General features: G+C 66.9%; 24 protein-coding genes. 14 read left to right on the plus strand and 10 right to left on the minus strand.

Annotated features, from left to right (window positions below; translation table 11 throughout):
- Positions 1-108: 108 nt before the first annotated feature.
- The 3 genes from R5H29_RS20910 to R5H29_RS20920 are packed head-to-tail and all read left to right on the plus strand — an operon-like array spanning position 109 to position 5,202.
- A complete protein-coding gene (locus tag R5H29_RS20910; RefSeq protein ID WP_332329751.1) occupies positions 109-2,346 on the plus strand; it encodes an ATP-binding protein in 2,238 nt (745 codons plus the stop codon).
- Positions 2,343-2,810 carry a response regulator gene (locus R5H29_RS20915; RefSeq protein WP_019659676.1) on the plus strand — a complete coding sequence of 156 codons (468 nt, stop codon included), beginning with the start codon at positions 2,343-2,345 and terminating at the stop codon, positions 2,808-2,810. The genes R5H29_RS20910 and R5H29_RS20915 overlap by 4 nt, the downstream gene beginning before the upstream one ends.
- On the plus strand, positions 2,803-5,202 hold the full coding sequence (locus tag R5H29_RS20920; protein ID WP_332329752.1) for a response regulator: 2,400 nt from the start codon (positions 2,803-2,805) through the stop codon (positions 5,200-5,202). The genes R5H29_RS20915 and R5H29_RS20920 overlap by 8 nt, the downstream gene beginning before the upstream one ends.
- Positions 5,203-5,204: 2 nt before the next feature.
- On the opposite strand, the gene R5H29_RS20925 is transcribed toward R5H29_RS20920, so the two are convergent.
- The 3 genes from R5H29_RS20925 to R5H29_RS20935 are packed head-to-tail and all read right to left on the minus strand — an operon-like array spanning position 5,205 to position 7,203.
- The gene (locus R5H29_RS20925) at positions 5,205-5,897 is read right to left on the minus strand and encodes an oxidoreductase (protein WP_032955262.1); all 693 of its coding nucleotides are present in this window, start codon (positions 5,895-5,897) and stop codon (positions 5,205-5,207) included.
- 11 nt (positions 5,898-5,908) lie between these two features.
- Positions 5,909-6,583, minus strand: coding sequence for a ChrR family anti-sigma-E factor (locus tag R5H29_RS20930; protein ID WP_155029522.1), 675 nt, complete (start codon positions 6,581-6,583; stop codon positions 5,909-5,911).
- On the minus strand, positions 6,580-7,203 hold the full coding sequence (locus R5H29_RS20935) for a sigma-70 family RNA polymerase sigma factor (RefSeq protein ID WP_058981669.1): 624 nt from the start codon (positions 7,201-7,203) through the stop codon (positions 6,580-6,582). Before R5H29_RS20935 ends, R5H29_RS20930 begins: the two co-directional genes overlap by 4 nt.
- A 131-nt stretch (positions 7,204-7,334) precedes the next feature.
- On the opposite strand from R5H29_RS20935, the gene R5H29_RS20940 reads away from it, so the two are divergent.
- The 11 genes from R5H29_RS20940 to R5H29_RS20990 all read left to right on the plus strand — a co-directional run bounded on the left by R5H29_RS20940 (position 7,335) and on the right by R5H29_RS20990 (position 18,544).
- On the plus strand, positions 7,335-8,102 hold the full coding sequence (locus R5H29_RS20940; RefSeq protein WP_332329753.1) for a hypothetical protein: 768 nt from the start codon (positions 7,335-7,337) through the stop codon (positions 8,100-8,102).
- An 81-nt stretch (positions 8,103-8,183) separates the two neighbouring features.
- Positions 8,184-9,134, plus strand: coding sequence for an acyl-CoA desaturase (locus tag R5H29_RS20945; RefSeq protein ID WP_332329754.1), 951 nt, complete (start codon positions 8,184-8,186; stop codon positions 9,132-9,134).
- Position 9,135: 1 nt separating this feature from the next.
- Positions 9,136-10,413 (plus strand): NAD(P)/FAD-dependent oxidoreductase, encoded by a 1,278-nt coding sequence (locus tag R5H29_RS20950; protein WP_155029520.1) that lies wholly within the window; start codon positions 9,136-9,138, stop codon positions 10,411-10,413.
- Positions 10,410-11,177, plus strand: coding sequence for a DUF1365 domain-containing protein (locus R5H29_RS20955; protein WP_010485792.1), 768 nt, complete (start codon positions 10,410-10,412; stop codon positions 11,175-11,177). The genes R5H29_RS20950 and R5H29_RS20955 overlap by 4 nt, the downstream gene beginning before the upstream one ends.
- Entirely contained in the window at positions 11,174-12,433 is a 1,260-nt protein-coding gene (locus tag R5H29_RS20960) for a cyclopropane-fatty-acyl-phospholipid synthase family protein (protein ID WP_332329755.1), read from the plus strand. The genes R5H29_RS20955 and R5H29_RS20960 overlap by 4 nt, the downstream gene beginning before the upstream one ends.
- Position 12,434: 1 nt before the next feature.
- The gene (locus R5H29_RS20965) at positions 12,435-12,980 is read left to right on the plus strand and encodes a DUF2878 domain-containing protein (RefSeq protein WP_332329756.1); all 546 of its coding nucleotides are present in this window, start codon (positions 12,435-12,437) and stop codon (positions 12,978-12,980) included.
- Positions 12,977-13,762 carry a DUF1295 domain-containing protein gene (locus R5H29_RS20970; protein ID WP_332329757.1) on the plus strand — a complete coding sequence of 262 codons (786 nt, stop codon included), beginning with the start codon at positions 12,977-12,979 and terminating at the stop codon, positions 13,760-13,762. Before R5H29_RS20965 ends, R5H29_RS20970 begins: the two co-directional genes overlap by 4 nt.
- Positions 13,759-14,832 carry a cyclopropane-fatty-acyl-phospholipid synthase family protein gene (locus R5H29_RS20975; protein ID WP_155029518.1) on the plus strand — a complete coding sequence of 358 codons (1,074 nt, stop codon included), beginning with the start codon at positions 13,759-13,761 and terminating at the stop codon, positions 14,830-14,832. The genes R5H29_RS20970 and R5H29_RS20975 overlap by 4 nt, the downstream gene beginning before the upstream one ends.
- Before the next feature lie 8 nt (positions 14,833-14,840).
- Positions 14,841-15,374, plus strand: a complete 534-nt coding sequence (locus R5H29_RS20980) for a lipocalin family protein (protein ID WP_019659664.1) — start codon at positions 14,841-14,843, stop codon at positions 15,372-15,374.
- 180 nt (positions 15,375-15,554) lie between these two features.
- The gene (locus R5H29_RS20985; protein ID WP_227844946.1) at positions 15,555-16,223 is read left to right on the plus strand and encodes a response regulator transcription factor; all 669 of its coding nucleotides are present in this window, start codon (positions 15,555-15,557) and stop codon (positions 16,221-16,223) included.
- Entirely contained in the window at positions 16,220-18,544 is a 2,325-nt protein-coding gene (locus R5H29_RS20990; protein ID WP_332329758.1) for an ATP-binding protein, read from the plus strand. Before R5H29_RS20985 ends, R5H29_RS20990 begins: the two co-directional genes overlap by 4 nt.
- Here the strand turns inward: R5H29_RS20990 and R5H29_RS20995 are convergent, their stop codons facing one another.
- The 7 genes from R5H29_RS20995 to R5H29_RS21025 all read right to left on the minus strand — a co-directional run bounded on the left by R5H29_RS20995 (position 18,545) and on the right by R5H29_RS21025 (position 26,045).
- A complete protein-coding gene (locus R5H29_RS20995; RefSeq protein WP_019659662.1) occupies positions 18,545-19,300 on the minus strand; it encodes a SapC family protein in 756 nt (251 codons plus the stop codon). It lies immediately after the preceding gene.
- 110 nt (positions 19,301-19,410) lie between these two features.
- Positions 19,411-19,683 (minus strand): hypothetical protein, encoded by a 273-nt coding sequence (locus tag R5H29_RS21000; RefSeq protein WP_005409616.1) that lies wholly within the window; start codon positions 19,681-19,683, stop codon positions 19,411-19,413.
- 250 nt (positions 19,684-19,933) lie between these two features.
- The gene (gene fusA / locus R5H29_RS21005) at positions 19,934-21,967 is read right to left on the minus strand and encodes an elongation factor G (RefSeq protein ID WP_332329759.1); all 2,034 of its coding nucleotides are present in this window, start codon (positions 21,965-21,967) and stop codon (positions 19,934-19,936) included.
- A 417-nt stretch (positions 21,968-22,384) separates the two neighbouring features.
- Complete coding sequence (locus R5H29_RS21010; protein ID WP_332329760.1) at positions 22,385-23,134, minus strand: hypothetical protein; 750 nt, start codon at positions 23,132-23,134, stop codon at positions 22,385-22,387.
- A gap of 63 nt (positions 23,135-23,197) precedes the next feature.
- Complete coding sequence (locus R5H29_RS21015) at positions 23,198-23,959, minus strand: heme ABC transporter ATP-binding protein (protein WP_021201792.1); 762 nt, start codon at positions 23,957-23,959, stop codon at positions 23,198-23,200.
- Positions 23,956-24,999, minus strand: coding sequence for an iron ABC transporter permease (locus tag R5H29_RS21020; RefSeq protein WP_111098315.1), 1,044 nt, complete (start codon positions 24,997-24,999; stop codon positions 23,956-23,958). Before R5H29_RS21020 ends, R5H29_RS21015 begins: the two co-directional genes overlap by 4 nt.
- The gene (locus R5H29_RS21025; protein WP_180877451.1) at positions 24,996-26,045 is read right to left on the minus strand and encodes a hemin ABC transporter substrate-binding protein; all 1,050 of its coding nucleotides are present in this window, start codon (positions 26,043-26,045) and stop codon (positions 24,996-24,998) included. The genes R5H29_RS21020 and R5H29_RS21025 overlap by 4 nt, the downstream gene beginning before the upstream one ends.
- Positions 26,046-26,081 lie beyond the last annotated feature (36 nt).

A 26,081-nucleotide genomic window follows, 5' to 3' on the forward strand; every position in this document is an offset into this window, starting at 1 on the left:
TCACACGCACACACTGGTAGGCGGATGCACGATTTTGCTTCACCATTGATGGATACGGATGTATCACTGGGCTATCCAGCCATCCACGAACCATGAGCCCTGCCCTTGATGCCTTCTGCTGAATCCGCGCACGACACCGCCTCGTCCAGCTGCGCGCGCGAACCGATCCATACCCCCGGCGCGATCCAGCCGTACGGTGTGCTTCTGGTCGTTGAGCCGCAGTCCCTGCAGGTGCTCGAGCGCGCCATCAGCCATCCGGGGCTGCTGCAGCAGTTCGGCGAGCCGTTGGCGCAGCATGTCAGCAAGGTGCTTGGCGGTGCGCTGGCGCCGTTCCAGGCGTTGTTCCAGCAGGCGACGGTCGGCAGCAGCGCGCATGTCGGTGCCGTGCATCTGGATGGCCATGGCCGCCATCAACTGCTGCTGCACCGCTCCGCCACCGATCTGCTGGTCGAGCTGGAAGCGCCGGTTCCCGGCCAGCCCGGCTCGCTGGAAGAACTGTATCCGGCCATCCGCGAGCTGATGGCCGGGATCGAGTCGGCCGGCACCGTGGAAGACCTCTGCCAGCTGGCTGCCGCGCACATGCGCCGGCTGACCGGCTTTGACCGCACCCTGGTCTATCAGTTCGATGCCGGCTGGAATGGCATCGTGGTGGCCGAGGATGGCAACGGCCTGTTGCCGTCCTACCTTGACCTGCGCTTCCCCGAATCGGACATTCCTGCGCAGGCCCGCGAACTCTACCGCCGCAACCGGGTGCGCCTGATCGCGGACAACAACTACACCCCCGCGCCGTTGATGCGGGCCGACGACCATCGCGACGCACCAGCCACCGACCTGAGCCTGGCCGTGCTGCGCAGCGTCTCGCCGGTCCACCTGCAGTACATGCGCAACATGGGGACCGGCGCATCGATGTCGGTATCGCTGGTGCATGAAGGCCGCTTGTGGGGGCTGGTGTCTTGCCACACCGTGCAGCCACGGCACCTGCCCTACCACGTGCGTACCGCCTGCGAGCTCATGGGCCAGATCCTGTCGCTGCAGATCGCGTTGAAGGAGCGGGCGCGTGCGATCGAAGAGCGCGTCGCGCGGCGCTCGATACTGGTCAAGCTGCTGGGTCGCATGGCCGGCGACGAGGACTTCATGGCGGCCCTGCGCCAGGACGAGGCCAGCCTGCTGTCGCTGACCGGCGCGGCCGGCGCGGCGATCGTTCACAAAGGCGATTGCCTGCGTGTTGGCCAGTGCCCTTCCGCCAGCGACGTGCTGGCCCTGGCGAACTGGTTGGCCGCGCAGCAGGCCGGTCAGGAAACCTACTGCACCGATCACCTGGCAGCCGACTGGTCGCCTGCCGCGCACCTGGCCGATGTGGCCAGCGGCCTGCTGGCGGTGTCCATTTCGCAGTTGCATGACAGTTATTTGATGTGGTTCCGGCCGGAAGTGGTGCGTACCGTGCGCTGGGGTGGCGATCCCCGCAAGGAAGCCGCACCGGGCGTTGCGCTGTCCCCGCGCAACTCGTTCGAGGCCTGGAAGGAGACCGTGCAGCAGCGCAGCCTGCCGTGGAGCGACGCTGACTGCGAAGCGGCACACGAAATGCGCACGGCCATCGTCGATATCGTGTTGCGCAAGGCCGAGGAAATGGCCGAACTGAACGAGCAGCTGCTCCGCAGCAACAAGGAACTGGAAGCCTTCTCCTATTCGGTCAGCCACGACTTGCGCGCTCCCTTCCGTCACATTGTCGGCTATTCCGAGCTGCTGGGCAGCTCGGCGGGCGAACGCCTGAACGATACCGAGCGCCGCTTCCTGGACACGATCGTGGAATCGGCCAAGTCCGCCGGCACGCTGGTGGATGACCTGCTCAGCTTCTCGCAGATGGGACGCTCCACGCTGGGGCGTGTGCGGCTGGACATGACCGCGCTGGCCGAGGATGTGCGCCGGAGCCTGGCCCTGGACTACACCGGCCGCGACGTGCAGTGGACGCTCGCACCGCTGCCGGAGGTTGAAGCCGATCCGACGATGCTGCGCCTGGTCTGGCAGAACCTGCTGGCCAACGCGATCAAGTTCACCCGCGAGCGCGAACATGCAGTGATCGAGGTTGGTCACGAGCGAAACGACGAGGAAGACCACTTCTTCGTGCGCGACAACGGCTGCGGCTTCGACATGCGCTACGTGGACAAGCTGTTCGGCGTGTTCCAGCGCCTGCACCACGTCGAAGAGTTCGAAGGCACCGGCATCGGCCTGGCCAATGTCCGCCGCATCATCGGCCGCCATGGCGGCCGTACCTGGGCCGTGGGCGAGCCCGGCAAGGGCGCGACCATTCACTTCACCCTACCCCGCTCCACAGGAGAACACCCATGAGGGACCTGCGGCCGATCCTCCTGGTAGAGGACAGCCCCAAGGATGCAGAGCTGACGATGGCCGCGCTTGAGCGCTGCCAGCTGCTGAACGATGTCATCCATGTACGCGACGGCGCCGAAGCGCTGGATTACCTGCGCTGCGAAGGCAAGTTCGCCGGTGCCATGCACGGCGGCCCGGTGGTCGTGCTGCTGGACCTGAAGCTGCCCAAAGTCAATGGCTTGGAGGTACTGGAGCAGGTCCGTGGCGACCCGTACCTGAGCAGCACCCCGGTTGTGATGCTGACCTCTTCGCGCGAGGAGCAGGATCTGGTGCGCAGTTACGAACTGGGCGTCAACGCATTCGTGGTCAAGCCGGTCGACTTCAAGGAGTTCTTTGACGCCATCCAAGGACTGGGCATGTTCTGGGGCATCACCAACCAGCCACCACCGCACCGGCCCAGCGGCTCGGGGCAGCACAATGCGTGATGGATCGCGCCGCAGCGAGCGCCTGCGCATCCTCATGCTGGAGGACAGCGCGCTTGATGCGGAGCTGATCACCGCACAGCTGCGGCGTGCCGGCCTGGAGTTCGAGGTCGAGCGCCTGTGGACGCGCAATGCGTTCATCGAGGCCATCGACAACCGTGCGTTCGACGTGATCCTGGCCGACCATGTGCTGCCCGGATTCGATGGCGATGCGGCCCTCGCGCTGGCGCGCGAGCGGATTCCACAGACCCCTTTCATCTTCGTCTCCGGCACACTGACGGAAGAGCTGGCCGTACAGGCGCTGACCCGTGGCGCGCGCGATTACGTCGTCAAGCAGCGCCTGCAACGCCTGCCGGATGCGATCCGCCGCGCTCGCCAGGAAGCCCATGAACGCGCCCAGCTGATGCATGCCCAGGCGGCGCTGAACGAGAGCCAGGCGCAGCTGCAGCAGGTCACCGATGCCGTACCCGCGCTGATCGCCCAGCTCGACAACGCGCATCGCTACCGGTTCGCCAACAAGGCGTTCCTGGACTGGCATGGATTCAGCCTGGCCGAGCTGCTGGGCCGGACCGCGCGCGATGTCAGCGGCATCTCCGCTTTCGAACACGCCTTGCCCAGCCTTGAACGGGTACTGCAGGGCGAACGCACGAGCTTCCAGGTCGAGCTCGTCCATCGCAGTGGCGAGTCGCGTTTCGTACAGATGGAATGCGTGCCGGAGCATGCCGCCGATGGCAGCGTGGCCGGCTACATCTGCCTGGGCAGCGACATCTCGCTGCTGAAGCAGGCCGAGCTGGCCCTGCGTGAGGACAACCAGCTGCTCGAGCAGCAGGTGCAGGCGCGCACGGCCGAGCTGCGCGCCAGCAAGCGCCGCCTGCAGGCGATCTTCGAGTCCAGCTTCCAGCATCAGGTGCTGCTGGATCTGCGCGGATGCGTGGTCGATGCCAATGACGCTTCCTTGGCCGCTGTACTTGCAGACAAGAAGGACATTGTTGGCCAGCACTTCGCCGAATCGGTCTGGTTCGCCACCACCGAGGGCATGGGCGCAGCGATCGACCGCGCCGTCGGAGACGCAGCGCAGGGCCGCAGTTCACTGCATGCGCTGGAGCTGGAGCTCCCGACCGGCCGCCGCAGCTTCGACTTCTCGTTCCGTCCGCTGCTCGACGCCGAAGGGGCGGTCACCGCCGTTGTGTCCGAGGCCGTCGAAACCACCGCACGCCTGCAGGCCGAGCACGCGCTGCGCCAGTCACAGAAGATCGAGGCGGTCGGTCAGCTCACCGGCGGCATCGCGCATGATTTCAACAACATCCTGACCGTCATTTCCGGCAATGTCGAGCACGCCATGCTGCTCAGTGAAAGGGCTGGCGAGGCCGGTGCGCTGGTGGGCCGTGCGCTGGACAATGCGCTGAAGGGGGTGGGCCGTGCCGCCAGCCTGACCCAGCGCCTGCTGGCGTTTGCCCGCCGCCAGCCGCTGCGCAGCCAGGCCGCTGACCTCAATGTCCGCCTGCTGGACATGCACGACATGCTGCAGCGTGCACTGGGTGAACTGGTGCAGCTGGAGATCCGCAGCGCGGAGGACATCTGGTGCGTGGAGATCGACATCAGCCAACTGGAGGCCTCCGTACTGAACCTGGCGGTCAACGCCCGCGATGCGATGCCGCATGGCGGGCGGCTGGTGATTGAAGTCGACAACAGCCATCTGGACCACGACTATGCCGCGCTGTTCCCGGATGCAACGCCGGGCGAGTACGTGATGCTGCGGGTGCGCGACAACGGCCACGGCATGGATGCGGCGACGCTCGCCCGGGTCTTCGAACCCTTCTTCACCACCAAGCAGGTTGGCCGTGGCACCGGCCTGGGCCTGTCGATGGTGCACGGGTTCGTCAAGCAGTCAGGCGGCCACGTGCTGATCGATTCGGTGGAAGGCGGCGGCACCAGCATCACGATGATGTTCCCGCGTTCACTGCTGCCGTTGCCCAGCGAGGCGCGCACTCCGCAGACCGGCCTGGCAGGCTATTCGCCGCGCGAGGAAACCATCCTGGTGACCGAGGACAACGACGATGTCCGCGCCCACACGGTGGATGCACTGCGGCTGCTGGGCTACCGGGTATTGGAAGCCCACGACGGCCCTTCCGCACTGCGGCTGCTGGAACGCCCGGATACCAGGGTGGACCTGCTGTTCTCGGACGTGGTGATGCCCGGCATGTCGGGCTGGGAACTGGTGCGGGAAGTCCGTGAACGCTGGCCGGAGGTCGCCGTGCTGTTCACGTCGGGCTATCCCCGTGACCACGACCAGGTGGGCAGCCAAGGGCGGGCCGTTGCGCTGCTGCCAAAGCCGTTCACCCGAAGTGATCTGGCGACGGCCGTGCGCACCGCGCTGGACGCAGCGCCACACTGAGGTCAGGACGCCGGATCGCGCCCGCCGGCCGCGATCCGGTTGATGTCCGCGCACTCCACCGTCGCCGGTGGATGCTCCCTGACGGCCAAGGCAATCATCGCTTGGCCCAGTGCCAGGTTGCTCGTCACCAACGAAGGTGCAACCGCACCGGCCAGTTTCATCAATGGCGCACCGCCCCAGTAAAGGGGCTTCAACAGGGCATGACGGGTGCCGGTGCCCGGGACCGGCCTGACACCGCCCGGGCGCAGCATCACGGTGCGCACCGGCAGGCTCTGCAATGCGACTTCGGTCTCGCCCTTGATCCTCAACGGCATCAGCCGGCTCCGAGGGTCCGCGCCGGCACCGGATACATACAGAAAGCACCCTTCGGGATTCGCAGCCGCCCAGGCAAGGGCCACCGCCAGAGTGGTGTCCAGGGTCACGCGTCGGTACTCGGCCTCTGCCGTTCCAACCGGTGGCGCCCCGGCACAGTAGAAGCAGGCATCGAACCCGGCCAGTTCATCCGACCGGTCCTGGATACGCAGGAAGTCCGGAACGATCAGTTCGCTGCCGGCGCCGCTCAGACTTCCCGGATGGCGGACCAGCGCTGTCAGGCCGGACACCTGTGGTGAGCGTTGGCAGGCCAGCGCCACACCTTGCCCGACCAGGCCTGCGGCACCGGTCAACAGAATCCGTAATGCGCCCGTCCCGGCCATCGTCATCCCCGCTAGAGTTTCACGAAACGCTGGATCTTCCGCGCCAGCCAGCCACTGAACACCAGCGGCGCATCCAGCGCTGACACGCAGATGCAGGGGACACCGGGCGCGGTCACCGGTTGATGCTCCACGTCTTCGTCCAGATCTGCCACGTCACCCGGTGCGAACAACCCCAGCGCATCATTGTACGAACCCCGCAGGATCTGGGTCAGTTCGCTGCGGCCATGGCTGTGCATGGGCAGGCACTTGCCCGGGGCAATCTTCAGCATGATCAGCGAGGGCATCTGCTCGGCACGGATGCAATGCACGCCGGGCGCCATCCAGCGCCAACGCAGCTCGCTGAGCGATGCGCCGAAGTACGGGTGCAGTGATGCAGGAAGGTGGTCGGGGTCGGCCTCGGGCCGCTCCCTCGGCACAGGGCGCCTGGTTCCGGCGATGGCGCTCGGCGCCTCCGAGGCCAGCTGCATCAGCATGGCCTCGCGCAACTGCTCGCGACGCCCGTCGGCAGCGGGCGGTTGGGTCTGCTCCAGCAACACCGAGCCGATTGCCTCGGCATCGCGCAGGCGCTGGCGGCAGTGGGGGCACTGCTCGAGGTGGGCACCGGCCACGATGCTCAACGGCGCCGGCAGCGCGCCGGCGGCATAGCTCATCAGCGTGGACTCGTGCAGGTGGTGGTGCGGATTCACAGCGCACCTCCCACTTTGGCCTGCAGTTGCAGGAACGCACGTCGCAGGTGTGACTTTACCGTCCCCAGCGGCATGCCCAGCGCCTGGGCAATCTCACTGTGGCTCTTCGCCTCGAAATAGGACATCCGCACCAGCCTCGCCTGCACGGCGGGCAGCTCGTTGATGCGCTGGCGAAGGCGCGCCTGGTCGGCGAACTGCTCGGCACTGCTGCGCTCGATCACGTCCACGGCCGCGGCGTCTTCCACCGCTGCCTGCACCTGCATCCAGCTGCGCTCGCGACGGATGCGGTCGATCTGCAGGTTTCGCGCGATCCGGTACAGCCAGGTACTCAGCGCGCCCTGGGCCGCATCATACTCGGCCGCCCGCAACCACAGGCGCAGCAGGCACTCCTGCGCCATTTCCTCGGCCACGGCGTCGGGTGCCCCCAGGCCACGCAGATACACGCACAGCCGCGGCATGAAGTAGTCATAGATCCGCATGAAGCAGTCGCGGTCGCGCAGCCGCGCCACACTGTCCATGTCATCGGCCCAGTTCGTCGGCTCGCTGCTCGGCTGCTGGGAACTGGACACGGTGCGTGCGGTATCGAAGTTGAGGAGGGTGCTGGCGGCGTCAGGGTACATCTGCGTGAGCGGCGGGCAGGTGAAGGTCTGTCCTCTCTACGCGCAGGGGTGGCCATTGGATGCAGCAGGCACGGCGCATCCAAGCAGCCACGGCCACCGTATGACCTGAGCCTCTCTACCGGACGAATACCATGCGCACTGCCTGGCTGCTGCTATGCCTGCCCCATGCCGCGCTGGCGGCGCCCTGGCTGCGCAACGAGGGCGTGGCCACCTCGGCGCAGGGCGACCTGCTCTATCGTGAAGTGCACTGGCGGCGCGGCCCATCGGAGGGTGCCGAACGCTGGGTGCTCTATCAGTGCCCGGATGGCCGCCCCTTCGCCCGCAAGCATCTGCCGGCCAGCGCGCGCCCGCAGGCCCGGGGTTATTCGCTGCAGGACAGCCGTAGCGGGCAAACCGCTGAAGTCGACGCCAGTGGCGAGTCGGTGTTGATCGCCTGGAAAGAAGATGCCGCCAGTGAGCTGCGTCAGCGTCGGCTTGAGTTGGCGCCGGATGCGGTGATCGACACGGGCTTCGACGCCGCGGTGCGTCAGCATTGGCCAGCGCTGCTGCGAGGTGAACGCATCAGCCTGCCCTTCCTGGTGCCGGGGCGGCAGCGCTTCTTCCCGGTGCAGGTGCGGCGTACCGGCCCTGTTCGCTGGCAGGGCATCGACGCCCAGGCCATCGAGGTCAGTCTGGACACGTGGTACGGCGGCATCGCGCCGCGCCTGTCGCTGGTCTATGCCAGCGCCGACCGCCGCCTGCTGGAATTCCGCGGAACCAGCAACCTGCGCGATGCCCGCGGCACCTACCCACAGGTCACGGTGCGCTTCAGCTCGCCGGTTGCCGAGCGGTCCGCCAGCGAATGGCAGCAGGCCTGGACGCAACCCCTGGTGGGGCGCTGCAGCGTGATGCCCGAGTGAAGCCGAAATTCTCCACAGCCGGCCGCATCCATTGCGCGCACTGCTGCGTAGAGGAAGACACGACACCCGCCGAGATCCGCCATGGCCTCTGTAGCGCCCCTTCCCCGCCGACGCTGGCACCTGCTGCGCACCCTGAAGCGCTGGGTCGACACCGGCAGCGCTGCAGACCACGCCGCTGGCGAGCCCGGACGCATCGACTGGCTGCGCGCCGTACCGTTCGCGTTGATGCACCTGGCCTGCATCGCGGTGATCTCGGTAGGTATCTCTTGGACCGCCGTGATCGTCGCCGCAGCCCTCTACGCAGTGCGCATGTTTGCGATCACCGCCTTTTACCACCGCTACTTCTCGCACCGGACGTTCCAGGCATCGCGAACGGTGCAGTTCGTGTTCGCGGTGATCGGTGCGTCCAGCGTGCAACGTGGGCCGCTGTGGTGGGCCGCCCACCATCGCCATCACCATCGGCATGCCGACCAACCGCTGGACCCGCACTCGCCGCGCGAAGGCGGCTTCTGGCGCAGCCACATGGGCTGGTTCCTGACCCGTGAGGCATTCGCCACGGATCTATCGCGCGTGCCTGACCTGGCGCGCTTCCCCGAGCTGCGCTGGCTGGACCGATTTGATACGGCGGTACCGGTACTGCTGGCTGCTGCGCTGTACGCACTCGGCGCCGGCCTGGAGCGCTGGGCGCCCGGGCTGCACACCTCTGGCCCGCAGTTGCTGGTGTGGGGCTTCTTCATTTCCACCGTGGTGTTGTTCCACGCCACCGTCACCATCAACTCACTGGCCCATCGTTTTGGCCGGCGGCGCTTCGAGACCCGTGACGACAGCCGCAACAACCTCTGGCTGGCGCTGCTTACCTTCGGCGAAGGCTGGCACAACAACCACCATTTCTTTCCTGGCACCGTCCGCCAGGGGTTCCGCTGGTGGGAGATCGACCTGACCTGGTACGGGCTGCGCGCAATGGCGGCCTTCGGCCTGGTGAGGGGGCTCAAGCCCATCCCCGAGTGGGTACTGGCCAAGGCGAGGTACTGACATGCGCATCGCGATCATCGGCTCCGGCATTGCCGGCCTGGCCAGTGCCTGGTGGCTGGACGGCGAACACGAAGTGACGCTGTTCGAGGCCAACGATTACCTGGGCGGACATACCCACACCCATGACGTGCAGGTGGACGGCACGCGCATGGCGGTGGATACCGGTTTCATCGTGTTCAATCCCCTGCACTACCCACTGCTGACGGCACTGTTCGAAGAACTGGGTGTGGCCTCGCAGCCGACCACCATGAGCTTCTCAATGCACAGCGAGCGCAGTGGCGTCGAGTACAACGCCACGTCGCTGGATGGCCTGTTCTGCCAACGTCGCAATCTGGTTTCGCCACGTTTCTGGGGAATGCTGGCCGACCTGCGCCGGTTCTACCGGGATGCGCCGCTGCTGCTGGCGGAAGACGAAGGCCCGACACTGGGCCAGTACCTGCGCGGCCAGCGCTACGGTGCTGCGTTCATCGACGAGCACCTGCTGCCGATGGCTTCAGCGCTGTGGTCGTCACCGACCGACACGGTCATGCAGTTCCCGGCCCGCTACCTGGCCCAGTTCATGGCCAACCACCAGATGCTGCAGATGACCGGGCGCGCACCTTGGCGGGTAGTCAGCGGTGGCTCGGCACGCTATGTCGATGCCCTGCGTGCCCGCTGGCGGGTACGCGAGCGGCTGGAATGTCCGGTCCATTCGGTCGAGCGCATGCCGTGGGGCGCGCGCGTGCACAGCGCGGCCGGCGTGGAGGGCTTTGACGAGGTCATCATGGCGTGCCACAGCGACCAGGCGCTGGCCCTGCTGCGTGACGCCGATCCGGTCGAACGCGACGTGCTCGGCGCCATCCGCTACCAGGCCAACGAAGCAGTACTGCATACCGACGCATCGCTGCTGCCGCGCAACCGCAAGGCATGGGCCGCATGGAATGCACACGTTCCCAAGGAGCCAGGCGCGCCCTGTACGGTCAGCTATTGCATGAACCTTCTGCAGGGCCTGCCCGGTGACACCCCGCTGGTCGTGACCCTCAACCGCAGCGAGGCGATCGATCCAGCCAAGGTGCTGCGCAGGCTGCACTATGCCCATCCGGTCCACGACCACGCAGCGGTACGCGCGCAACAGCGCTGGGCTGAGCTGCAGGGCCGCCGCCGCACCTGGTTCGCGGGCGCGTACTGGGGCTGGGGTTTCCACGAAGACGGCATCCGCAGCGCCCGCCGCGTGGTGGACGCGATGCGCGAGTGCACCCCGCACCGCGACACCATCGCACCCGGCGAGGTGGCAGCGTGAGTGCCAGCGCACTCTACTTCGGGCAGGTGATGCACCGACGGCATCATCCGCAGCCCCACGCGTTCCGCTATCCGATCGCGCAGCTGCTGCTCGATCTGGACGAGCTGGAGACCGTGTTCGCCGGGCGCTGGCTGTGGTCGGTCAATCGCCGCAACCTGGCCGAGTTCCGCCGCAGTGACTACTTCGGCAACCCTGCGCAACCACTGGCCGATGCGGTGCGCGACCATGCCGCGGCTACCCTGGGTTATCGGCCCACCGGCCCGGTGCGCCTGCTCACCCATCTTCGCTTCGCCGGGCACGTATTCAATCCGGTCAGCTTCTACTACTGCTACCGGGCCGATGGCAACACCTTGGACTGCATCGTCGCCGAGATCACCAATACCCCGTGGAAGGAGCGGCACGCCTATGTGCTGCCGGTAGCTGCGGCCACCGGCGACGGGGCATCACTGCGCTGGACATTCGACAAATCCTTTCACGTCTCACCCTTCATGCCGATGGACTGCCGCTACGACTGGCGGTTCAACGCACCTGGTGATGATCTTCGCGTGCACATGCAGGTCTGGCGCGACGGCGTTCGGCAGTTCGACGCCACCCAGTCCATGCAGCGAAGGGTGCTGGACGGCCCTGGGCTGGCCCGGGTACTGGCCTGCTACCCCCTGATGACCACGCAGGTGGTGGCCGCCATCCACTGGCACGCGCTGCGGCTGTGGCTGAAGCGCAACCCCGTGCACGACCACCCTGCTCTTGCCGAGAAACCACGATGAATTCGATGACTCCCCTGGTCGCCTTGCCACGTCCCGGCGCCCTGGATGCATTCCTGCGCCGCCGCCTGCTGGCCCAGCTTGCCCCCATGCGCGACGGCCGCCTGTGCGTGCGTGATGCACTCGGCGAAGTCTGGCTGGGCGATGCGCATGGCGAACTGCATGTCACCGTCACCATCGATGACCCGGCGTTCTACCGCAAGGTTGCAGCGCAAGGCAGTGTGGGTGCAGGTGAAAGCTACATACAGGGCGAATGGCACTGCGATGACCTGGTGGCGCTGATTCGGCTGCTGGTACGCAATCGCGACCTGCTCGACGGCATGGAGCGTGGCCCGGCCCGCCTGGGCGGCTGGCTGTTGCGGGGCTGGAACCGCCTGCGCCGCAACAGCCGCGAGGGCAGTCGCCGCAACATAGCCGCGCACTATGACCTGGGCAACGACTTCTTTGCCCTGTTCCTGTCGCCGGACCTGATGTATTCCTCAGCCCTGTTCAACAAAGAAGACGAGTCGCTGGAATCCGCCTCCCGGCGCAAGCTGGACCGCATCTGCCAGCAGCTGAAGCTCAAACCGGGCGACCGCGTGGTGGAGATCGGCACCGGCTGGGGTGGTTTTGCGCTGCACGCCGCGCAGCACTACGGCTGCCACGTCACCACCACCACCATCTCCGCAGAACAGCATGCGCTGGCGGCACAGCGCGTGCGCGCCGCAGGCCTGCAAGGCCAGGTCACGCTGCTGATGCAGGACTACCGCGACCTGCAGGGCCAGTTCGACAAGCTGGTGTCGATCGAGATGATCGAGGCCATCGGCGCCGAATACCTGGACACCTACATGGCGACGTTGCAGCGCCTGTTGAAGCCTGATGGCGTTGCCCTGCTGCAGGCCATCACCATCGAGGACCATCGCTACGAGCAGGCCCGGCGCAGCGTCGACTACATCAAGCGCTACGTGTTCCCCGGCAGCTTCATTCCGTCGATCAACGCGATCATGGCCGCCAAAACGCGGTCCAGCGACCTGCAGCTGATCGCCCAGCAGGACTTCGGCCACTCCTACGCGCTGACCCTGCGCGCCTGGCGCCAGCGCTTCCTCGTCCGGTTGCCCGACGTGCAGGCGCAGGGCTTCGATACGCGCTTCTGCCGCCTGTGGGAGTTCTACCTGGCCTATTGCGAGGGCGGCTTCCTGGAGCGCTCGATCGGGGTCTCCCATCTGCTGATGGCGCGCCCGGGGCATCGCCCGGGCGCCTCATCGGGCCAAGGCAGTTGAGATGCGCCGGTTCTGGGCCAATCTGCTTGGCAACCAGCTGGTCTGGCTGTGCGCCGTGGCCGGCGCCGGGCGCGGCTGGCAGTGGCCGGCGTTGCTGGCAGCCTCTCTGTACATCGGCAGCCAGCTGCTGGCGTCGCCGCAACCACGGCTGGACCTTCGGTTGATGGTGCTGGCGCTGGCCTGCGCCTGGCTGGTCGATGCCAGCGCCGCTGCGACCGGCACCGTTCGTTACGCCGCCGCCCCGCTCGCCTGGGCGCCTCCACCGTGGATCATGGCGCTGTGGGCCGCGTTCGCGATGACGCTGACCAACTCGATGCGCTTCCTGCTGCGCCACCGTGCCCTGCCGGCGCTGTTCGGCCTGCTGCTGGCACCGCTGGCCTATCTGTCCGCGGCACGTGGCTTTGATGCAGTGCGGTTCGCTGTGCCGGCATGGCAGGGCCTGCTGGTACTGGGTGCGGGCTGGTGCATCGCGCTTTCACTGCTGTGCCACTGCGCCCGTCGCGGCTCACGAGCCAGCTCGCCGCCCCTGGCTGGAGTTCCTTCATGAACCATCTCCTGTGGGTCCTGCTGTACACCTTGCTGATGATGAGTTGGGGCTGGGCCTGGCAGCGCCGCCACCAGAACATCGGCGTGGTCGATGTGCTCTGGGCCAAGGGCGTAGGTGCATCGGCCCTGTTGCTGGCGCTGCTCGGCGACGGCGCGACGGTGCCGCGGATCGCGCTGGGCGTGCTCGGCGGCCTGTGGGGCAGCCGTTTGGCCCTGCACCTCTGGCACCGGGTCCGTAGCGAACCGGAAGACGGGCGCTACCGCTATCTGCGCGAACACTGGCAGGGCCATCAGGGCAAGATCTTTGGCTTCTTCATGGCGCAGGCATTGCTGGTGGTGCTGTTTGCCCTGCCCTTTGTCGCAGTGGCTGCCAACCCGAGCAGCCGCATGACGTGGTGGGCCGTGGCCGCCGCGCTGGTGTGGCTGCTGAGCGTCGGCGGCGAAGCACTGGCCGACCGGCAGCTGGCCCGGTTCCGCGCCGACCGGGCAAACAAGGGCCGCACCTGCCGCGAAGGGCTCTGGCGCTATTCCCGCCACCCCAACTACTTCTTCGAGTGGCTGCACTGGTTCACTTATGTGCTGCTCGCCGTCGGTTCGCCACTGTGGTGGCTGGCGTGGGCCGGCCCATTGCTGATGTACGTGTTCCTGCGCTACCTCAGCGGCATCCCATTCACCGAGAAACAGGCGCTGCGCAGCCGCGGCGACGACTATCGCGCCTACCAGCGCAGCACACCGATGTTCTTTCCCTGGTTCCCCCGTTCTTCCAAGGAGCATTCCGCATGAACGCGATCCCGTCACTGAATCCTGCCGAAGACGCGGAAACCGGGCTGATCGCCTGGGCTGAACGCGGGCTGGTCCCCGATGCGGCGCTGCGTGCGGGCATCCGCCGCTTGTGCGCGCAACGCCTGCATGAGGAAAGCGAGGGTGGCATCGAAGGCCAGTCGGCGCGCTTCAGCCGGCGCATCGCCGAGCTGGCCGACAGCCCACTCGCATTGCACACCGACGCAGCCAACCGACAGCACTATGAAGTGCCAGCTGCCTTTTTCCAGGCCTGCCTGGGCAAGCGACTGAAGTACAGCAGCTGCTACTACCCCACCGGGCGCGAAACGCTGGACCAGGCCGAGGACGCGATGCTGGAACTGTACGGCCAGCGCGCAGGCCTGGCCGATGGCCAGCAGATTCTCGAACTGGGATGCGGCTGGGGCTCACTGACCCTGTGGATGGCCGAACGCTACCCGCAGGCCAGCATCACCGCCGTTTCCAATTCGCACAGCCAGCGCCAGCACATCATGGCGCAGTGTGAAGCCAGGGGGCTGCACAACGTCGAGGTGATCACCCGCGATGTCAACCAGCTTGAGCTGCCTGCGGCACGCTTCGACCGCTGCGTGTCGGTGGAGATGTTCGAACACGTGCGCAACTACGAGCGCCTGCTGGCGGGCATCGCTCGGTGGTTGAAGCCGGACGGCGCGCTGTTCGTGCACATCTTCGCCCATCGCACATTGATGTATCCGTTCGAGACAGACGGCGGCGACAACTGGATGGGGCGGCACTTCTTCACCGGCGGGCTGATGCCGGCAGCTGACACCCTGCTGCATTTCCAGCGCGACCTGCGGCTCGACCAGCGCTGGCTGCTGGACGGCACCCACTACCAGCGCACCGCCGACCACTGGCTGGCCAACCAGGATGCGGCCCGCCAGCAGGTGATGCCGGTGTTGATCGCAACCTATGGCCAGGCTGCAGCGAAGGTCTGGTGGCAGCGCTGGCGGATGTTCTGGATGGCCTGTGCCGAGTTGTTTGGCTATGACGACGGCCAGCAGTGGCTGGTGGCCCACTATCTGTTCCGACCCCGCTGAGGTGCAACATGCGCATGTTCTCGCTGCTTCCCCTGATCGCGGTCGGCCTGTTCGGTTCCGGCTGCAGTTCCAGCGACACCCGCCCGCTGCCGCGCCCGCCATCCGTGGATGTGCCGCGCTTCATGGGCGATTGGTATGTGATCGCGCATATCCCGTCGCGCCCCGAACGCGAGGCCTTCGACGCGGTGGAGAGTTACGCACTTCGTCCCGACGGGCGCATCCAGACCACCTTCACCTACCGCAAGGGCAGCTTCGATGCGCCGCAGAAGTCGATGCATCCCATCGGTCGTGTGGAGAAGGAAGGCAATGGCGCGATCTGGGGCATGCAGTTCATCTGGCCAATCCAGGCCGAGTACGTGATTGCCTGGCTCGACGAGAGCTACCGCCAGACCATCGTGGCGCGCAGCAAGCGCGACTACGTCTGGTACATGGCCCGCACACCACAGGTGTCCGAGCATGACTATGAGCAGGCGGTCGCACGGATTGCGGCCATGGGTTATGACACCCGCAAGCTCAGACGCGTGCCGCAATCGGTCCGATGACACGCCACGACCCTTTGCGCTGGGCGGCATCGCCCGCCAACTTCTGAAGGGCCTGGATTCGGGCGTGGCGATCCATTACATCAATTAACATTCCTGGATTGATGGTTCGCGCACATTGACTCTTAGGAATAATCGCAAAAATCCAGCAAATTCGGTGCCCGGCGCGGCAGCAGCGCCAGAATGGTCGCCACGCCCTCCCGGGCGCCGATCACCTCCCAGCGCATGAATGGATACCCTGCACCGCGCCGTCTGCGGCTCGCACTGCTAGACGATCACGAAGTCGTCCGCCGCGGCACCGCCTTGCACCTGTGCCGCGACGTCCGCTTCAACATTGTCGCCAGCCACACCCACAGCGACGCGTTCATCGGCTGCCTGCGCAAGCTGGCAGTGGATGTCGCCATCATCGATCTCACCCTGGCGCCTGGCGACCGCAGCAGTGATGAGCTGGTTCCCTTGCTGCGGGAGCGCTTTCCTCATGTGCCCCTGCTGGCCTTCGCCACGCTGACGCCAACAACCCGCGTGGACCACCTTCTGGCGGCCGGCATCAGCGGCATTGTCAGCAAATCCGAGCCGCTGGAGATGCTGTCCGAGGCCATCGTGCGTGTATCGCAGGGATTGTGCCGCCTGCCGGCCGATTGCCTGGTCCCGGCCTGCCGCGACGAACTCAGTCGCAATGAACGCGAAGTGCTGGACCTGCTCCTGTCCGGCCTGACCGTGTCGGAGATCGCATTGCGCCGCCACCGCAGCGTCAAGACGGTCAGCACCCAGAAGGTGGCCGCCCTGCGCAAGCTCGGGCTGCGCAATGACGTGGAGATCTATGCACTGCGAGAGCAGCGGAACCTCCGATGAGGCGCCGTGTTCGCCTCCGGTTGCATACCTTTGTCACCTCGTTGATGGTCCTGATCCTGCTGCCAGCAGCCTCGGCCGAGGATGCACATCTGCAGGCGTGGCCGGCGGGTCGCGAAGTGCGGGTCGCCACCGCGCCATCATTGCGCCCGCTGCCTGCACCACTGGCGGACTCGATCCCGCTCCCGACCCTCGCCCACGGCTATGCGCAGCTCGTGGCTGACCATTCCGGACTGCGCTTCCGTGACATCGCCTACACCAGCACGAGGGCAGCGGTCACTGCCGTCTGCCGGCACGAGGCCGATCTGGTGCTGGTGATGGGCCGCCCGGCGCATCGCCCACGGCCCTGCCCCGGCCTGATGGCATCCGGCGCCTTCGATGGCGGCAAGACGGTCCTGGCCGTGCGTAAAGGCGAGCACGCGCCACGTGACGTCGGCAGCGTGAAGGCGCAGGTGCTGGCCGTGATTCGCGGCGGCCCTTATGCCAGCTGGCTGGCAACCCACCATCCGCAGGTCCGCCTGCTGCACTTGCCCGATCGGCATGCAGCCCTGGCCGCCGTGGACAACGGCATCGCCGATGCTGCGATCGGCCTGGAAGCTACACTGCACGCGATGATCCGGCGGCACTTCGCGGGCAAACTGCAGCTTCATCCGTTCGAGAGCGACTTCTCCACCGATCTGCACCTGCTCGTGCGCCGCGAGGACCAGCAACTGCTGAGGCGCATCGACCAGGCACTGCACGACATCACGCTCGAAGAGCACGCGGGCCTGCTGGCATTGTGGGCGCAGCAGATGCTGCCCGCCCCCGTCGAGAACGCGCTTGACCGGGTGCGCGCCCTGCACCTGCCCTGGCTGCTGTATGTGGCCGCAATACTCATCGGCCTGACCATGTTCTGGCAGGCACTACGTTGGCGAATCGGTCGCACGGAACAACGCCTTGGGCGCGCGGCAGGAATGATCAGCCACGAAGTGCGCAATTCCGCGCAGACGATACTGGCTTCGATCGACCTGCTGAGCCAGTCGCGCCTGTCCAGGAGAGAGCACGACCTGCTCGCGGCCGCGCGTGCCGCCGGCCACGCGCTGCGCAGGCTGCTCGACCGCTCGCTCGCGTTCTCGCGTCTGGCCAGCGGCAGCTTCAGGCCCCACGTCGTACCTTGCGACGTCGGCCAGCTCTGTGCCCATGCACTGGACGCGATCCGGCCGGAGGCACTGCGCAGGGGATTGTCCCTCAAGCTTGATTGCACGCCCGACCCCGCGCCGACGGTCGCACTCGATGCTGACGGGCTGCGCCAGATTGTCGACAACCTGCTGGGCAACGCGTTGAAGTTCACTGATGCCGGTGGCATCGAAGTGCGCCTGCAGCTGTCACCCATCCCGTCTGCCAGGGAGCTGTTGCTGGATGTGATCGACAGCGGCATCGGTATCGCCCCCGCGCAACTGCCGCTACTGTTCCGCCCGTTCCAGCAGGGAGAGGATGGCCAGAAGCGCGGCGGCACTGGCCTGGGCCTGACGATTGCGCGCGAGCTGGCCATTGCCATGGGCGGCAACCTGGCCGCGTACAGCGTACATGGGCGCGGCAGTCGCTTCACCCTGCGACTGCCGGTCCGCGCTGTCCCTCGCGATCCGCCCACCATCGAGCGCCCGCAGCAGGCGCCGTTGACGGGCACAGAGCTGCTCCTGGTCGAGGACCATGCACTCAGCCGGTGCGTCGTGGCAGAGCAACTGCGTCGGCTGGGTGCCGATGTGTGCGCGGTTGCCGATGCGGAAACCGCGTTGGCCGAACAGGCGCTGCGACCGCGCGGCACGGTGGTGCTGGATATCGGGCTCCACGGCCGGGACGGCTACGGCTTGGCACAGCAGCTGCGCGCGCGGGCAAAGGCGCCCCTGCGAGTGATTGCCCTGTCCGCCCGCATGGGGCGCCGGCACGTGGCGCGCTGTCGCCGGGCCGGATTCGACGCCGTCCTGGTCAAGCCGCTGCAGGTGGCAGACTTGCTGCAGGCGCTGGGCCTTCCGCCTTCGGCGCACGCTGCCGCGCCTTGTAGCGCGCGCGGCGCCGACCCGGATTTCGCTGCGGATATCGCCCATGAGCTGGCCGGGATCGAACAGTCCCTGCAGGACGCCGATGCCGCGACATTGCGCCATCATGCGCACCGCCTGCAGGGCACGTTGCAGATGTGCCGGGCAATCGACCAGGCCGGCACCGCGGCCGCCCTGTGGGAGTTGGGGCAGCAGGCCACGCCCGACTGGGTCGAGGCATGGCGACTGCTGCAGGGATTGCAGCAGTGGCACGGCTCCCGCAAGGCGGAAGCCGTGCCTTCAAGCTGATCAGGCCGCCAGGCGCTCGACCTGGCGACGGGTCAGGTCGTTGAATCGCCCCAGCGACATCAGGTGCTGATGGATCAGCGCCAACCAGCCGCTGCGGTGCCACTCGACCACGGTCGCTTCCGGCAACGCCACGAACTTCTCAACGTCCACCACCAGGAAGCCATTGAGGTTGAACTCGCGGCCATCCGGAGTGCGCACGGTGGCGTTGCGCTCGACCAGCAGGCCGTTGTCGATCAGGGCCTTGGAGAAGGCCTGGGTCTGTTCGTGCTCGCGGGTGTACTGGCCGCAGAACTCCAGCGCCTGCTGCACCATGTCGGTGGCCTTGCCGTCCACGAACAGCGGCTGGCCTTCGTCACCCCCCTTGACCACGCGCGAGCTCTCTTCGTCGATGCCCAGCAGGAAGTCGTTGTCCGCACCGGTGTCGATGAAAATGAAGGGGTGGCGACGCAGGTAGGCCGGAATGTAGGCCTCGTCTTCCCACAGGCCGTCCTTGATGAACAGGTTCTGGTCGGACACACCGACGGCCGCCATCGGCACGGCGGTCGGGCCAGCGAACAGAATCGGGAAGTGGTGCAGGGCCAGCGAGAACTCGCCCAGCACCAGCGGAATGGCGTTGTTGCCGGCCGCAAACTCGAGCCTGCCCGGCAGGATGCGCAGATCGGCGTGCACATCGGCCTGCAGCGGCACCGGACGGGTATAGAACAGGGGAGCGCCGCTCGGCGCCGCTTCGGTGGTGGTGTCGCTGGTGGTGGTCATCTTGGGAACCGTTCAATCATGCGCGCCTGCCATCCCGGGCGCGCCAGCGGGAACAACCTGAATCCCGCATTATCAACAAGCTCGATGACAACGGCCACCCCACCGACGGCCTATTTCAGCTGCAAGGGGTAGCGCTGCCAGAGCACGTGCACAAGGAACCCGGCAAGCTCGGTGTCGCGCGCGCTCACCGCGGCACGAATCTTGTCCAGCAGCACCATATCGCTGCAGGAACGCACGTCGGCATGGTTGGCCTGCCCTGCCCGGCGCGCGCGATAACGCGCGGCGCGCTGCGCATCGCTCATCGCGTACCCGAACTTGGGCGGACGGCCGCGCTTGCGCGGCAGGGTCAGCTCCAGGGTTCCGGGGTCTTTGTCATCACGCATGAGAGGGGTGCGGGCGGCGGCGAGCAACGGGGGGCGCAATTTATCGTGAGGCATCACTTTAATCCAGCTTTTTCTGCACTTTTGTTGCGATGCAGCGCCAATGTTGCCGTGTCGGTACGGATCCATCCACGCATGGCGTGGATCTACTGCAGAGCTCGCGACCCGGTCACCCACTAGATCCACGCCATGCGTGGATGCGGAAACCGGAACAAAAAAGTGGGAGCCCGCGAACGGGCTCCCCTCGTCTTCCTCATGCAGCGCGTACCGGTTCATAGCCGTGCAGGTGCGCTTCGCTGCTGGCCCGTCCCTGGCTGAGCGACCGCAGCGCAGTGGTGTACCCCACCAGCTGCGCCAGTGGCGCGAAGCCACTGACCTCGGCACGACCGTCCTGGTCGTCGATGCGGGCGATGCGGCCATGGCGCCGGTTGAGGTCGCCCACCACATCACCCACCGATGTCGACGGCGAATGCACCGTCACCGCCATCACCGGCTCCAGCAGCTGCGTGCTACCCTCGGCCAGCGCCGCCTTGATCGCCTCGGCGCCTGCGCGATGGAACGCCATCTCCGACGAGTCCTTGGCATGGGTCTGGCCATCGACAAGACTGACCTCGATACCGACCACCGGATGACCCTGCGGCCCTTCCGACAGTGCGGCACGCACGCCCCTCTCCACCGCCGCGATGAAGCTGCGCGGCACCACGCCACCGACGATGCGGTCGTTGAACACCACCTGGTCGTCCTCACGCGGCGCCACGTCCAGCACCACGTGCGCGAACTGGCCCTGGCCACCGGTCTGCTTGACCAGCCGCCCAACGACACCCGTCATCGCGCGCATCGGCGTCTCCTGGTAGGCCACGCGCGGCGCACCTACGCCCACGTCGACGTTCCACTCGCTGCGCAGGCGCTCGACCATCACTTCCAGGTGCAGCTCGCCCATACCCCAGACCAGGGTCTCCGCCGTATCGCGATCGGTTTCAACGCGGAACGACGGATCTTCCTGGGCCAGGCTCGCCAGTCCCTGCGCCATCCGGATCAGGTCGGCCGCACGCGCCGGTTCCAACCGCCAGGCCAGCACCGGCGCCTGTGCCTGGATGTTCTCCAGGCGCAACGGCAGCGCACGGCCGCTCAGCGTTTCACCGCTGACCGCATCCTTCCAGCCCAGCACCGCGACGATGTCACCGGCCACGGCCTGTTCAATGTCGTGGGTCTGGTCGGCCTGCACCCGCACCAGCCGGCTGACCCGCCGTCCCTGCGGATGCTGCGAACTGGCCACCGCGTCGCCCACCTTCAAGGTGCCCGAGTACAGCCGCACGAAGCTCAGTGCACCGTGCTGCTGGTGGGTAATCTTGAACAGCAGCCCCGCCAGCGGGCCATCAGGATCGGGCGGCAAGACCACCTCGCCCTCATCGCTTTCGGCGCTGACGGCAGGGCGATCCAGCGGCGACGGCAGGTAATCGACCACGGCATCCAGCAGCGTCTCGATGCCCTTGTCCTTGAACGCAGCACCGGCCAGCACGGGCACGCCCGCACCCGCCAGCGTCGCCCGGCGGATCGCCGCGCGCAGCGCCCCGGCATCGATCACCCGACCTTCCAGCCAGGCATCGGCCAGTTCTTCGTCATGATCGGCCACGGCTTCGACCAGAGCATCGCGCTGGGCTCGCCACTGGATACGTGCCGCGTCGTCCCACGGGCTGATGGTCGTCGCGCCGTCGCGCCACTGCAGCACGCGCTCATCGACCAGGTCGACCCAGCCGTTGAAGTCGCTCTCGCTGCCCAACGGCACGCCCAGCGCCCACGGTCGCGCCTGAAGCTTGTCCTGAAGCTGCTCCAGTACGCGCTCGAACGACGCGCCGACGCGGTCCATCTTGTTGACGAAGGCGATCAGCGGCACGCGATGACGGCGCGCCTGGCGCCACACCGTCTCGGACTGCGGCTGCACGCCATCCACGGCCGAGAACACGGCCACGGCGCCGTCGAGCACGCGCAGCGAACGTTCGACTTCGATGGCGAAGTCGATGTGGCCAGGGGTATCGATCAGGGTCAGCCGATGCGGCGGCAAGTCACGCGGTGCCCACTGCGCCTGGACGGCGGCCGCGCCGATGGTGATGCCCCGTTCGCGCTCGATTGCCGAGAAATCGGTGGTCGCATTGCCGTCGTGCACTTCGCCGACGCGATGGATTTCGCCGCTTTTCCACAGCAGGCGTTCGGTCAACGTGGTTTTGCCGGCGTCGATGTGGGCAATGATGCCAAGGTTGCGACGACGGGAAAGGACTTGGGTGTTCATGGGAAAGGTTCCTGCAAAGCCAACTTCGGGGGCCGCGCACCCCGGTTGGCGACAGGGTGCGCGGCTAGCGTTCGGTCTCGGCGATCTGGTGCATGGCACGTTCTCCTTGCGGTACATCGGGTTACGGGAAATGGAACTGCGGAAACGAAAAGAGCGCCCCGAAGGGCGCTCTGTCGAAGGTCCAGCGATGGCCGTCTCAACGGCCTCGTGGGGCTCCAGGCAGACACGCCCGTTCCGCGCTTGCGCGGGTCAGGGTGAAAAACTTCAGGAGCGGCATCCGGTTCATGGGGCGCATTCTAGACCTGCCAATCTGGCGCGCAAGTGAATATTGAGCACATGAATGGAACGATGAGGCCGGCAACGGATGGGGGTCAGATCCCTTTGCCCCTGGCAAAGGAATCTGACCCCTGGCGGCCTTTACTTGCAGCCGTGCAGCTTACGCGCCTCGGCCACCGTCGCAGCCCGGTCATCGCCCATCGAGATCCAGCCCTGCAGCGACATCGCCGGATCCACATGCGGCTGCCGTGCGCCACCGTGGACCACCACTTCGGTCCAGCTGCCCACCGGCGCCAGTTCGGACAAGCGCGCCGCCTGGTCGTCCTCGGTGCTGAACATGTCGTCCGGACCCGCCGGCGGCGTGGCATTCACGGTTTCCGTCTTGCGGGTCCGGACCCGAAGTGCACCGTCCGGCAGCCGCTGGGTGATCACTTCGTATCGCTCAACACCATATGCCCAGTTATTTTCGCCAACGCTGCGGGTCTCGCTGCCATCATCAGCCACGGTCACCCTCTCCCCTGCCGGCCCGACAACGCCCGCGACAGCCGCCAGGCCGGACATCAATGCCTGATAGACGATCATCTGCCGCTGCTCGGTGGTCAACGCTCCGGCCTTGAGCTTGGCCGCAGGAATCTTCAGATACGCCGTCTCCCTGCACAGCACCAGCACCTGCTGGTCGTCCCAACTCACCGACATTTCCTCGTTGGCGAAGTACTGCGTCTTCATCGACGTCACAGCGGCGCCCTCGCCACTGGAATGCCGGGTTTCTATCAGCGAGGCGTTCTCGGCCGCGTCGGTCAGCGAAACCTGGGAGGTCGAAGCTGCATGGGCTGCGCAAACGGAAGCAATCATCGTGGCAAGCAGCACGCTGCGCGTGACGGTACGGAACATGGCATCAGTCCATTGAAGAAAACGAAGCAACCATGATACCCGGAGCAACCCGGCGGCCTTCGTTCAGGTCACCACAACCAGCGGCACCCCGCGCCGCGGATGCTCCAGCACCACCACATCCTGCTGGTAGACCCGCTGCAGGTTATCTTCGGTCAGCACCTGCAGCGGCGTACCATCAGCGGCCACCCTGCCCTGCTCCAGCAGCACGATGCGGTCGGCATAGCCAGCCGCCAGGTTCAGATCGTGCAGCACCACGATCACGCACGCACCGGCTTCGGCACAGGCACGCACACTGCGCAGCGTGCGCTCCTGGTGGCGCAGATCCAGCGCGGCCGTCGGCTCATCAAGCAACAACAGCGGCGTGTCCTGCGCCAGCACGCGCGCGAACGTGGTGCGGGCCGATTCACCACCGGACAGCTGCTGCACCTCGCGCAGGCGCAGCGCCTGCAGTTCCGCGGCATCGATTGCCGCTTCCACCTGGGCGTCATCCACCACTGGATCCGGCGGATGCGGCAAACGCCCCATCGCCACCACTTCTTCCACGCTGAAGGCAAAGCGCACGCCGTGCTCCTGTGGCATCACCGCGCGCTCGCGCGCCAGTGGTCCGGCCTTGTAGCTGGCCAGCGGTTTGCCCAACAGGCTCACCTCGCCCGCATCGGCCCGCAGGTCACCGGCAGCCACCGCCAACAGCGTGGATTTGCCCGCGCCATTCGGTCCAACCAGGGCGGTCACCGTACCCGGCTCGAACGCCAGCGAGATGCCATGCAGGATCTCGCGCTGCTGGCGGCGCACCACCACCTCGTGCAGTTTCAGCAGCACGCTCATGGGGCCGCCTTGCGGCGCTGCTGCAGCACCAGCCAGAGGAAGAACGGTGCGCCCAGCGCGGCCGAGAACAAGCCCAGCGGAATCTCCGCGGGCGGATCGAGCGTGCGTGCGGCGGTGTCGGCCACCACGATCAGCAGCGCACCGAGCAGGCCGGACAACGGCAGCAGCCAGCGATGCCCGGGGCCGACCAACAGGCGCGCCACGTGCGGCACCACCAGGCCGACGAAGCTGATCGAGCCGGCAAAGGCCACCGCCGCGCCCACCAGCAGCGCACTGAACGCCACCAGGCGACGCCGCGTGCGGGTCACGTCCAGCCCCAGATGCTGCGCCTGGCGTTCGCCCAGCGCCAGCATGTCCAGCGGCGTGGCCAACCGCTGCAACGCGAACACGCCGATGGCAAACAGGGGCACCACCGCCGCCACATCGGCCCAGTTGGCACGCGCCAGCGAGCCCATCTGCCAGAACACCAGCGACTGCAGCTCGCTTTCGCTGGCGATGTAGGTGAGGAAACCGATCAGCGCCGAGCAGAACGCGGCCATCGCGATACCGACCAGCAGCAGCGTGGCGTTACCCGCGCCTTTGCCGGGCCGTGCCAACGCATACGTCAGGCCGATCGCCAGCGCGCCGCCGACGAAGGCTGCCACCGGCACCAGCCAGCCGGCCGCACCTGCAGCGCCGAGAACAATGGCAGCCACCGCACCCAGCGCAGCACCCTGGCTGACACCGACGATGCCGGGGTCGGCCAGCGGATTACCGAACAGGCCCTGCAGGCTGGCACCGGCCATCGCCAGAGACGCGCCCACCATCGCACCCAGCAGGGCACGCGGAATGCGCAGTTGCCAGACCACGGCCAGATCGCGGCTACTGACTGCCTGCGGATCCAGCAGGCCCAGCTTCACCGCCAGCGCCTGCATCACCTCCAGCGGCGGCAGCCGCAGCGGGCCCACGGCGAACGACGCCAGCACTGCCCCCAGCAGTGCCAGCAACGCCACCAGCAACATCGTCCGCCCGCGACGGCGGCGCCGATCCGCCGGACTCATGCCTTCGGCAACGCCGCCAGGGCCTTGGCCAGCGCCAGCGCGCCAGCACCGGAACCGACACTGGTGTACTTCAGCTGCACGTCCGGCATCACCCAGACCCGATTGGCCTGCCCGGCCGGGGTCTGCTTCAGCGTCGGGTATGCCTTCCACAGGCCCTCGGCACCGCCGAACAGCTGCAGGTCATGCTCGGTCACCAGGATCACCTCGGGCGCTGCGGCGACCACGCCTTCATTGCTCAGCTGCGAGTAGTTCTTCACCCCCGCCTCGGTGCCGATGTTGATGCCGCCCGCCAGTGCGATCAGCTGCGCCGACGCACTGTCGGCACCGGCGACGGTCGGAGAGCCGCCGGCGCCGGTGGCCGAGACGTGGATCACTCGTGGTGCATGGCCCAGGCCCTTGCCAATCGCTGCAGCCTCGTCGAGCTGGCGCTGCACCTGCGTGGCCAGTGCTTGCCCTGCCTCGGCCAGCCCTAGTGCGGCGGCGACCTTGCGCACCTTGTCCGGCGCCGGCTGCAGGTCATCGATGACCACCGCCGGCTCGCCCACTTCGCGCAGCTTCTTGGCCAGTTCGGTGTGGCGGCGCAGGCTGTTGCCGAGGAACAGCGAGCCCTGCAGGCTCAGCACGCCCTCCACGCCAGTGGTCCGGTTGAACAGGAACTGGTGCGGCGCGGCCAGGCCGGCCTGGGTGGTGGTGTTGGTCGGCGCGGCGAAGACCTGCTTGCCCAGCCCCAGTGCTTCGATCACCGCGATGACGTCGTCGCCACCGGCGATGATGCGACTGGTATCGGCCACTTCAATGTCAGCGCCATCGTCGGAATGCACCTTGGCCGGGAGCACCGCCTTCCGGCCGTGCACGGCCGGCATTTCGGCACCTGCCACGCGCTGCCAGCCTGCCGGCAGCGCGGTTTCCGCAGCGGGCGCCGTTGCTGCGGGCGACTCGGCAGGCGTATTGGCATCAGAGGGAGCCGACGAGCCACCACAGGCAGCCAGCGCCAGCGAAACAGCCAACGGAAGCGCACACAGGCGCAGACGGGACGCGATGTTCATGCACAATCTCCTTGCTGGCATGGCGACGCACACGCC

The organism is Stenotrophomonas sp. A3_2 (assembly GCF_036624925.1).
Taxonomy (GTDB): Bacteria; Pseudomonadota; Gammaproteobacteria; order Xanthomonadales; family Xanthomonadaceae; genus Stenotrophomonas; species Stenotrophomonas hibiscicola.

Bases quoted from the DNA above. Each gene is read 5' to 3' on its own strand.
- R5H29_RS20910 (WP_332329751.1), top strand. From the start codon at position 109: ATGCCTTCTGCTGAATCCGCGCACGACACCGCCTCGTCCAGCTGCGCG.
- R5H29_RS20915 (WP_019659676.1), top strand. From the start codon at position 2,343: ATGAGGGACCTGCGGCCGATCCTCCTGGTAGAGGACAGCCCCAAGGAT.
- R5H29_RS20920 (WP_332329752.1), top strand. From the start codon at position 2,803: ATGCGTGATGGATCGCGCCGCAGCGAGCGCCTGCGCATCCTCATGCTG.
- R5H29_RS20925 (WP_032955262.1), bottom strand. From the start codon at position 5,897: ATGGCCGGGACGGGCGCATTACGGATTCTGTTGACCGGTGCCGCAGGC.
- R5H29_RS20935 (WP_058981669.1), bottom strand. From the start codon at position 7,203: ATGTACCCTGACGCCGCCAGCACCCTCCTCAACTTCGATACCGCACGC.
- R5H29_RS20940 (WP_332329753.1), top strand. From the start codon at position 7,335: ATGCGCACTGCCTGGCTGCTGCTATGCCTGCCCCATGCCGCGCTGGCG.
- R5H29_RS20945 (WP_332329754.1), top strand. From the start codon at position 8,184: ATGGCCTCTGTAGCGCCCCTTCCCCGCCGACGCTGGCACCTGCTGCGC.
- R5H29_RS20950 (WP_155029520.1), top strand. From the start codon at position 9,136: ATGCGCATCGCGATCATCGGCTCCGGCATTGCCGGCCTGGCCAGTGCC.
- R5H29_RS20960 (WP_332329755.1), top strand. From the start codon at position 11,174: ATGAATTCGATGACTCCCCTGGTCGCCTTGCCACGTCCCGGCGCCCTG.
- R5H29_RS20965 (WP_332329756.1), top strand. From the start codon at position 12,435: ATGCGCCGGTTCTGGGCCAATCTGCTTGGCAACCAGCTGGTCTGGCTG.
- R5H29_RS20970 (WP_332329757.1), top strand. From the start codon at position 12,977: ATGAACCATCTCCTGTGGGTCCTGCTGTACACCTTGCTGATGATGAGT.
- R5H29_RS20975 (WP_155029518.1), top strand. From the start codon at position 13,759: ATGAACGCGATCCCGTCACTGAATCCTGCCGAAGACGCGGAAACCGGG.
- R5H29_RS20980 (WP_019659664.1), top strand. From the start codon at position 14,841: ATGCGCATGTTCTCGCTGCTTCCCCTGATCGCGGTCGGCCTGTTCGGT.
- R5H29_RS20985 (WP_227844946.1), top strand. From the start codon at position 15,555: ATGGTCGCCACGCCCTCCCGGGCGCCGATCACCTCCCAGCGCATGAAT.
- R5H29_RS20990 (WP_332329758.1), top strand. From the start codon at position 16,220: ATGAGGCGCCGTGTTCGCCTCCGGTTGCATACCTTTGTCACCTCGTTG.
- R5H29_RS20995 (WP_019659662.1), bottom strand. From the start codon at position 19,300: ATGACCACCACCAGCGACACCACCACCGAAGCGGCGCCGAGCGGCGCT.
- R5H29_RS21000 (WP_005409616.1), bottom strand. From the start codon at position 19,683: ATGCGTGATGACAAAGACCCCGGAACCCTGGAGCTGACCCTGCCGCGC.
- fusA (WP_332329759.1), bottom strand. From the start codon at position 21,967: ATGAACACCCAAGTCCTTTCCCGTCGTCGCAACCTTGGCATCATTGCC.
- R5H29_RS21010 (WP_332329760.1), bottom strand. From the start codon at position 23,134: ATGTTCCGTACCGTCACGCGCAGCGTGCTGCTTGCCACGATGATTGCT.
- R5H29_RS21015 (WP_021201792.1), bottom strand. From the start codon at position 23,959: ATGAGCGTGCTGCTGAAACTGCACGAGGTGGTGGTGCGCCGCCAGCAG.
- R5H29_RS21020 (WP_111098315.1), bottom strand. From the start codon at position 24,999: ATGAGTCCGGCGGATCGGCGCCGCCGTCGCGGGCGGACGATGTTGCTG.
- R5H29_RS21025 (WP_180877451.1), bottom strand. From the start codon at position 26,045: ATGAACATCGCGTCCCGTCTGCGCCTGTGTGCGCTTCCGTTGGCTGTT.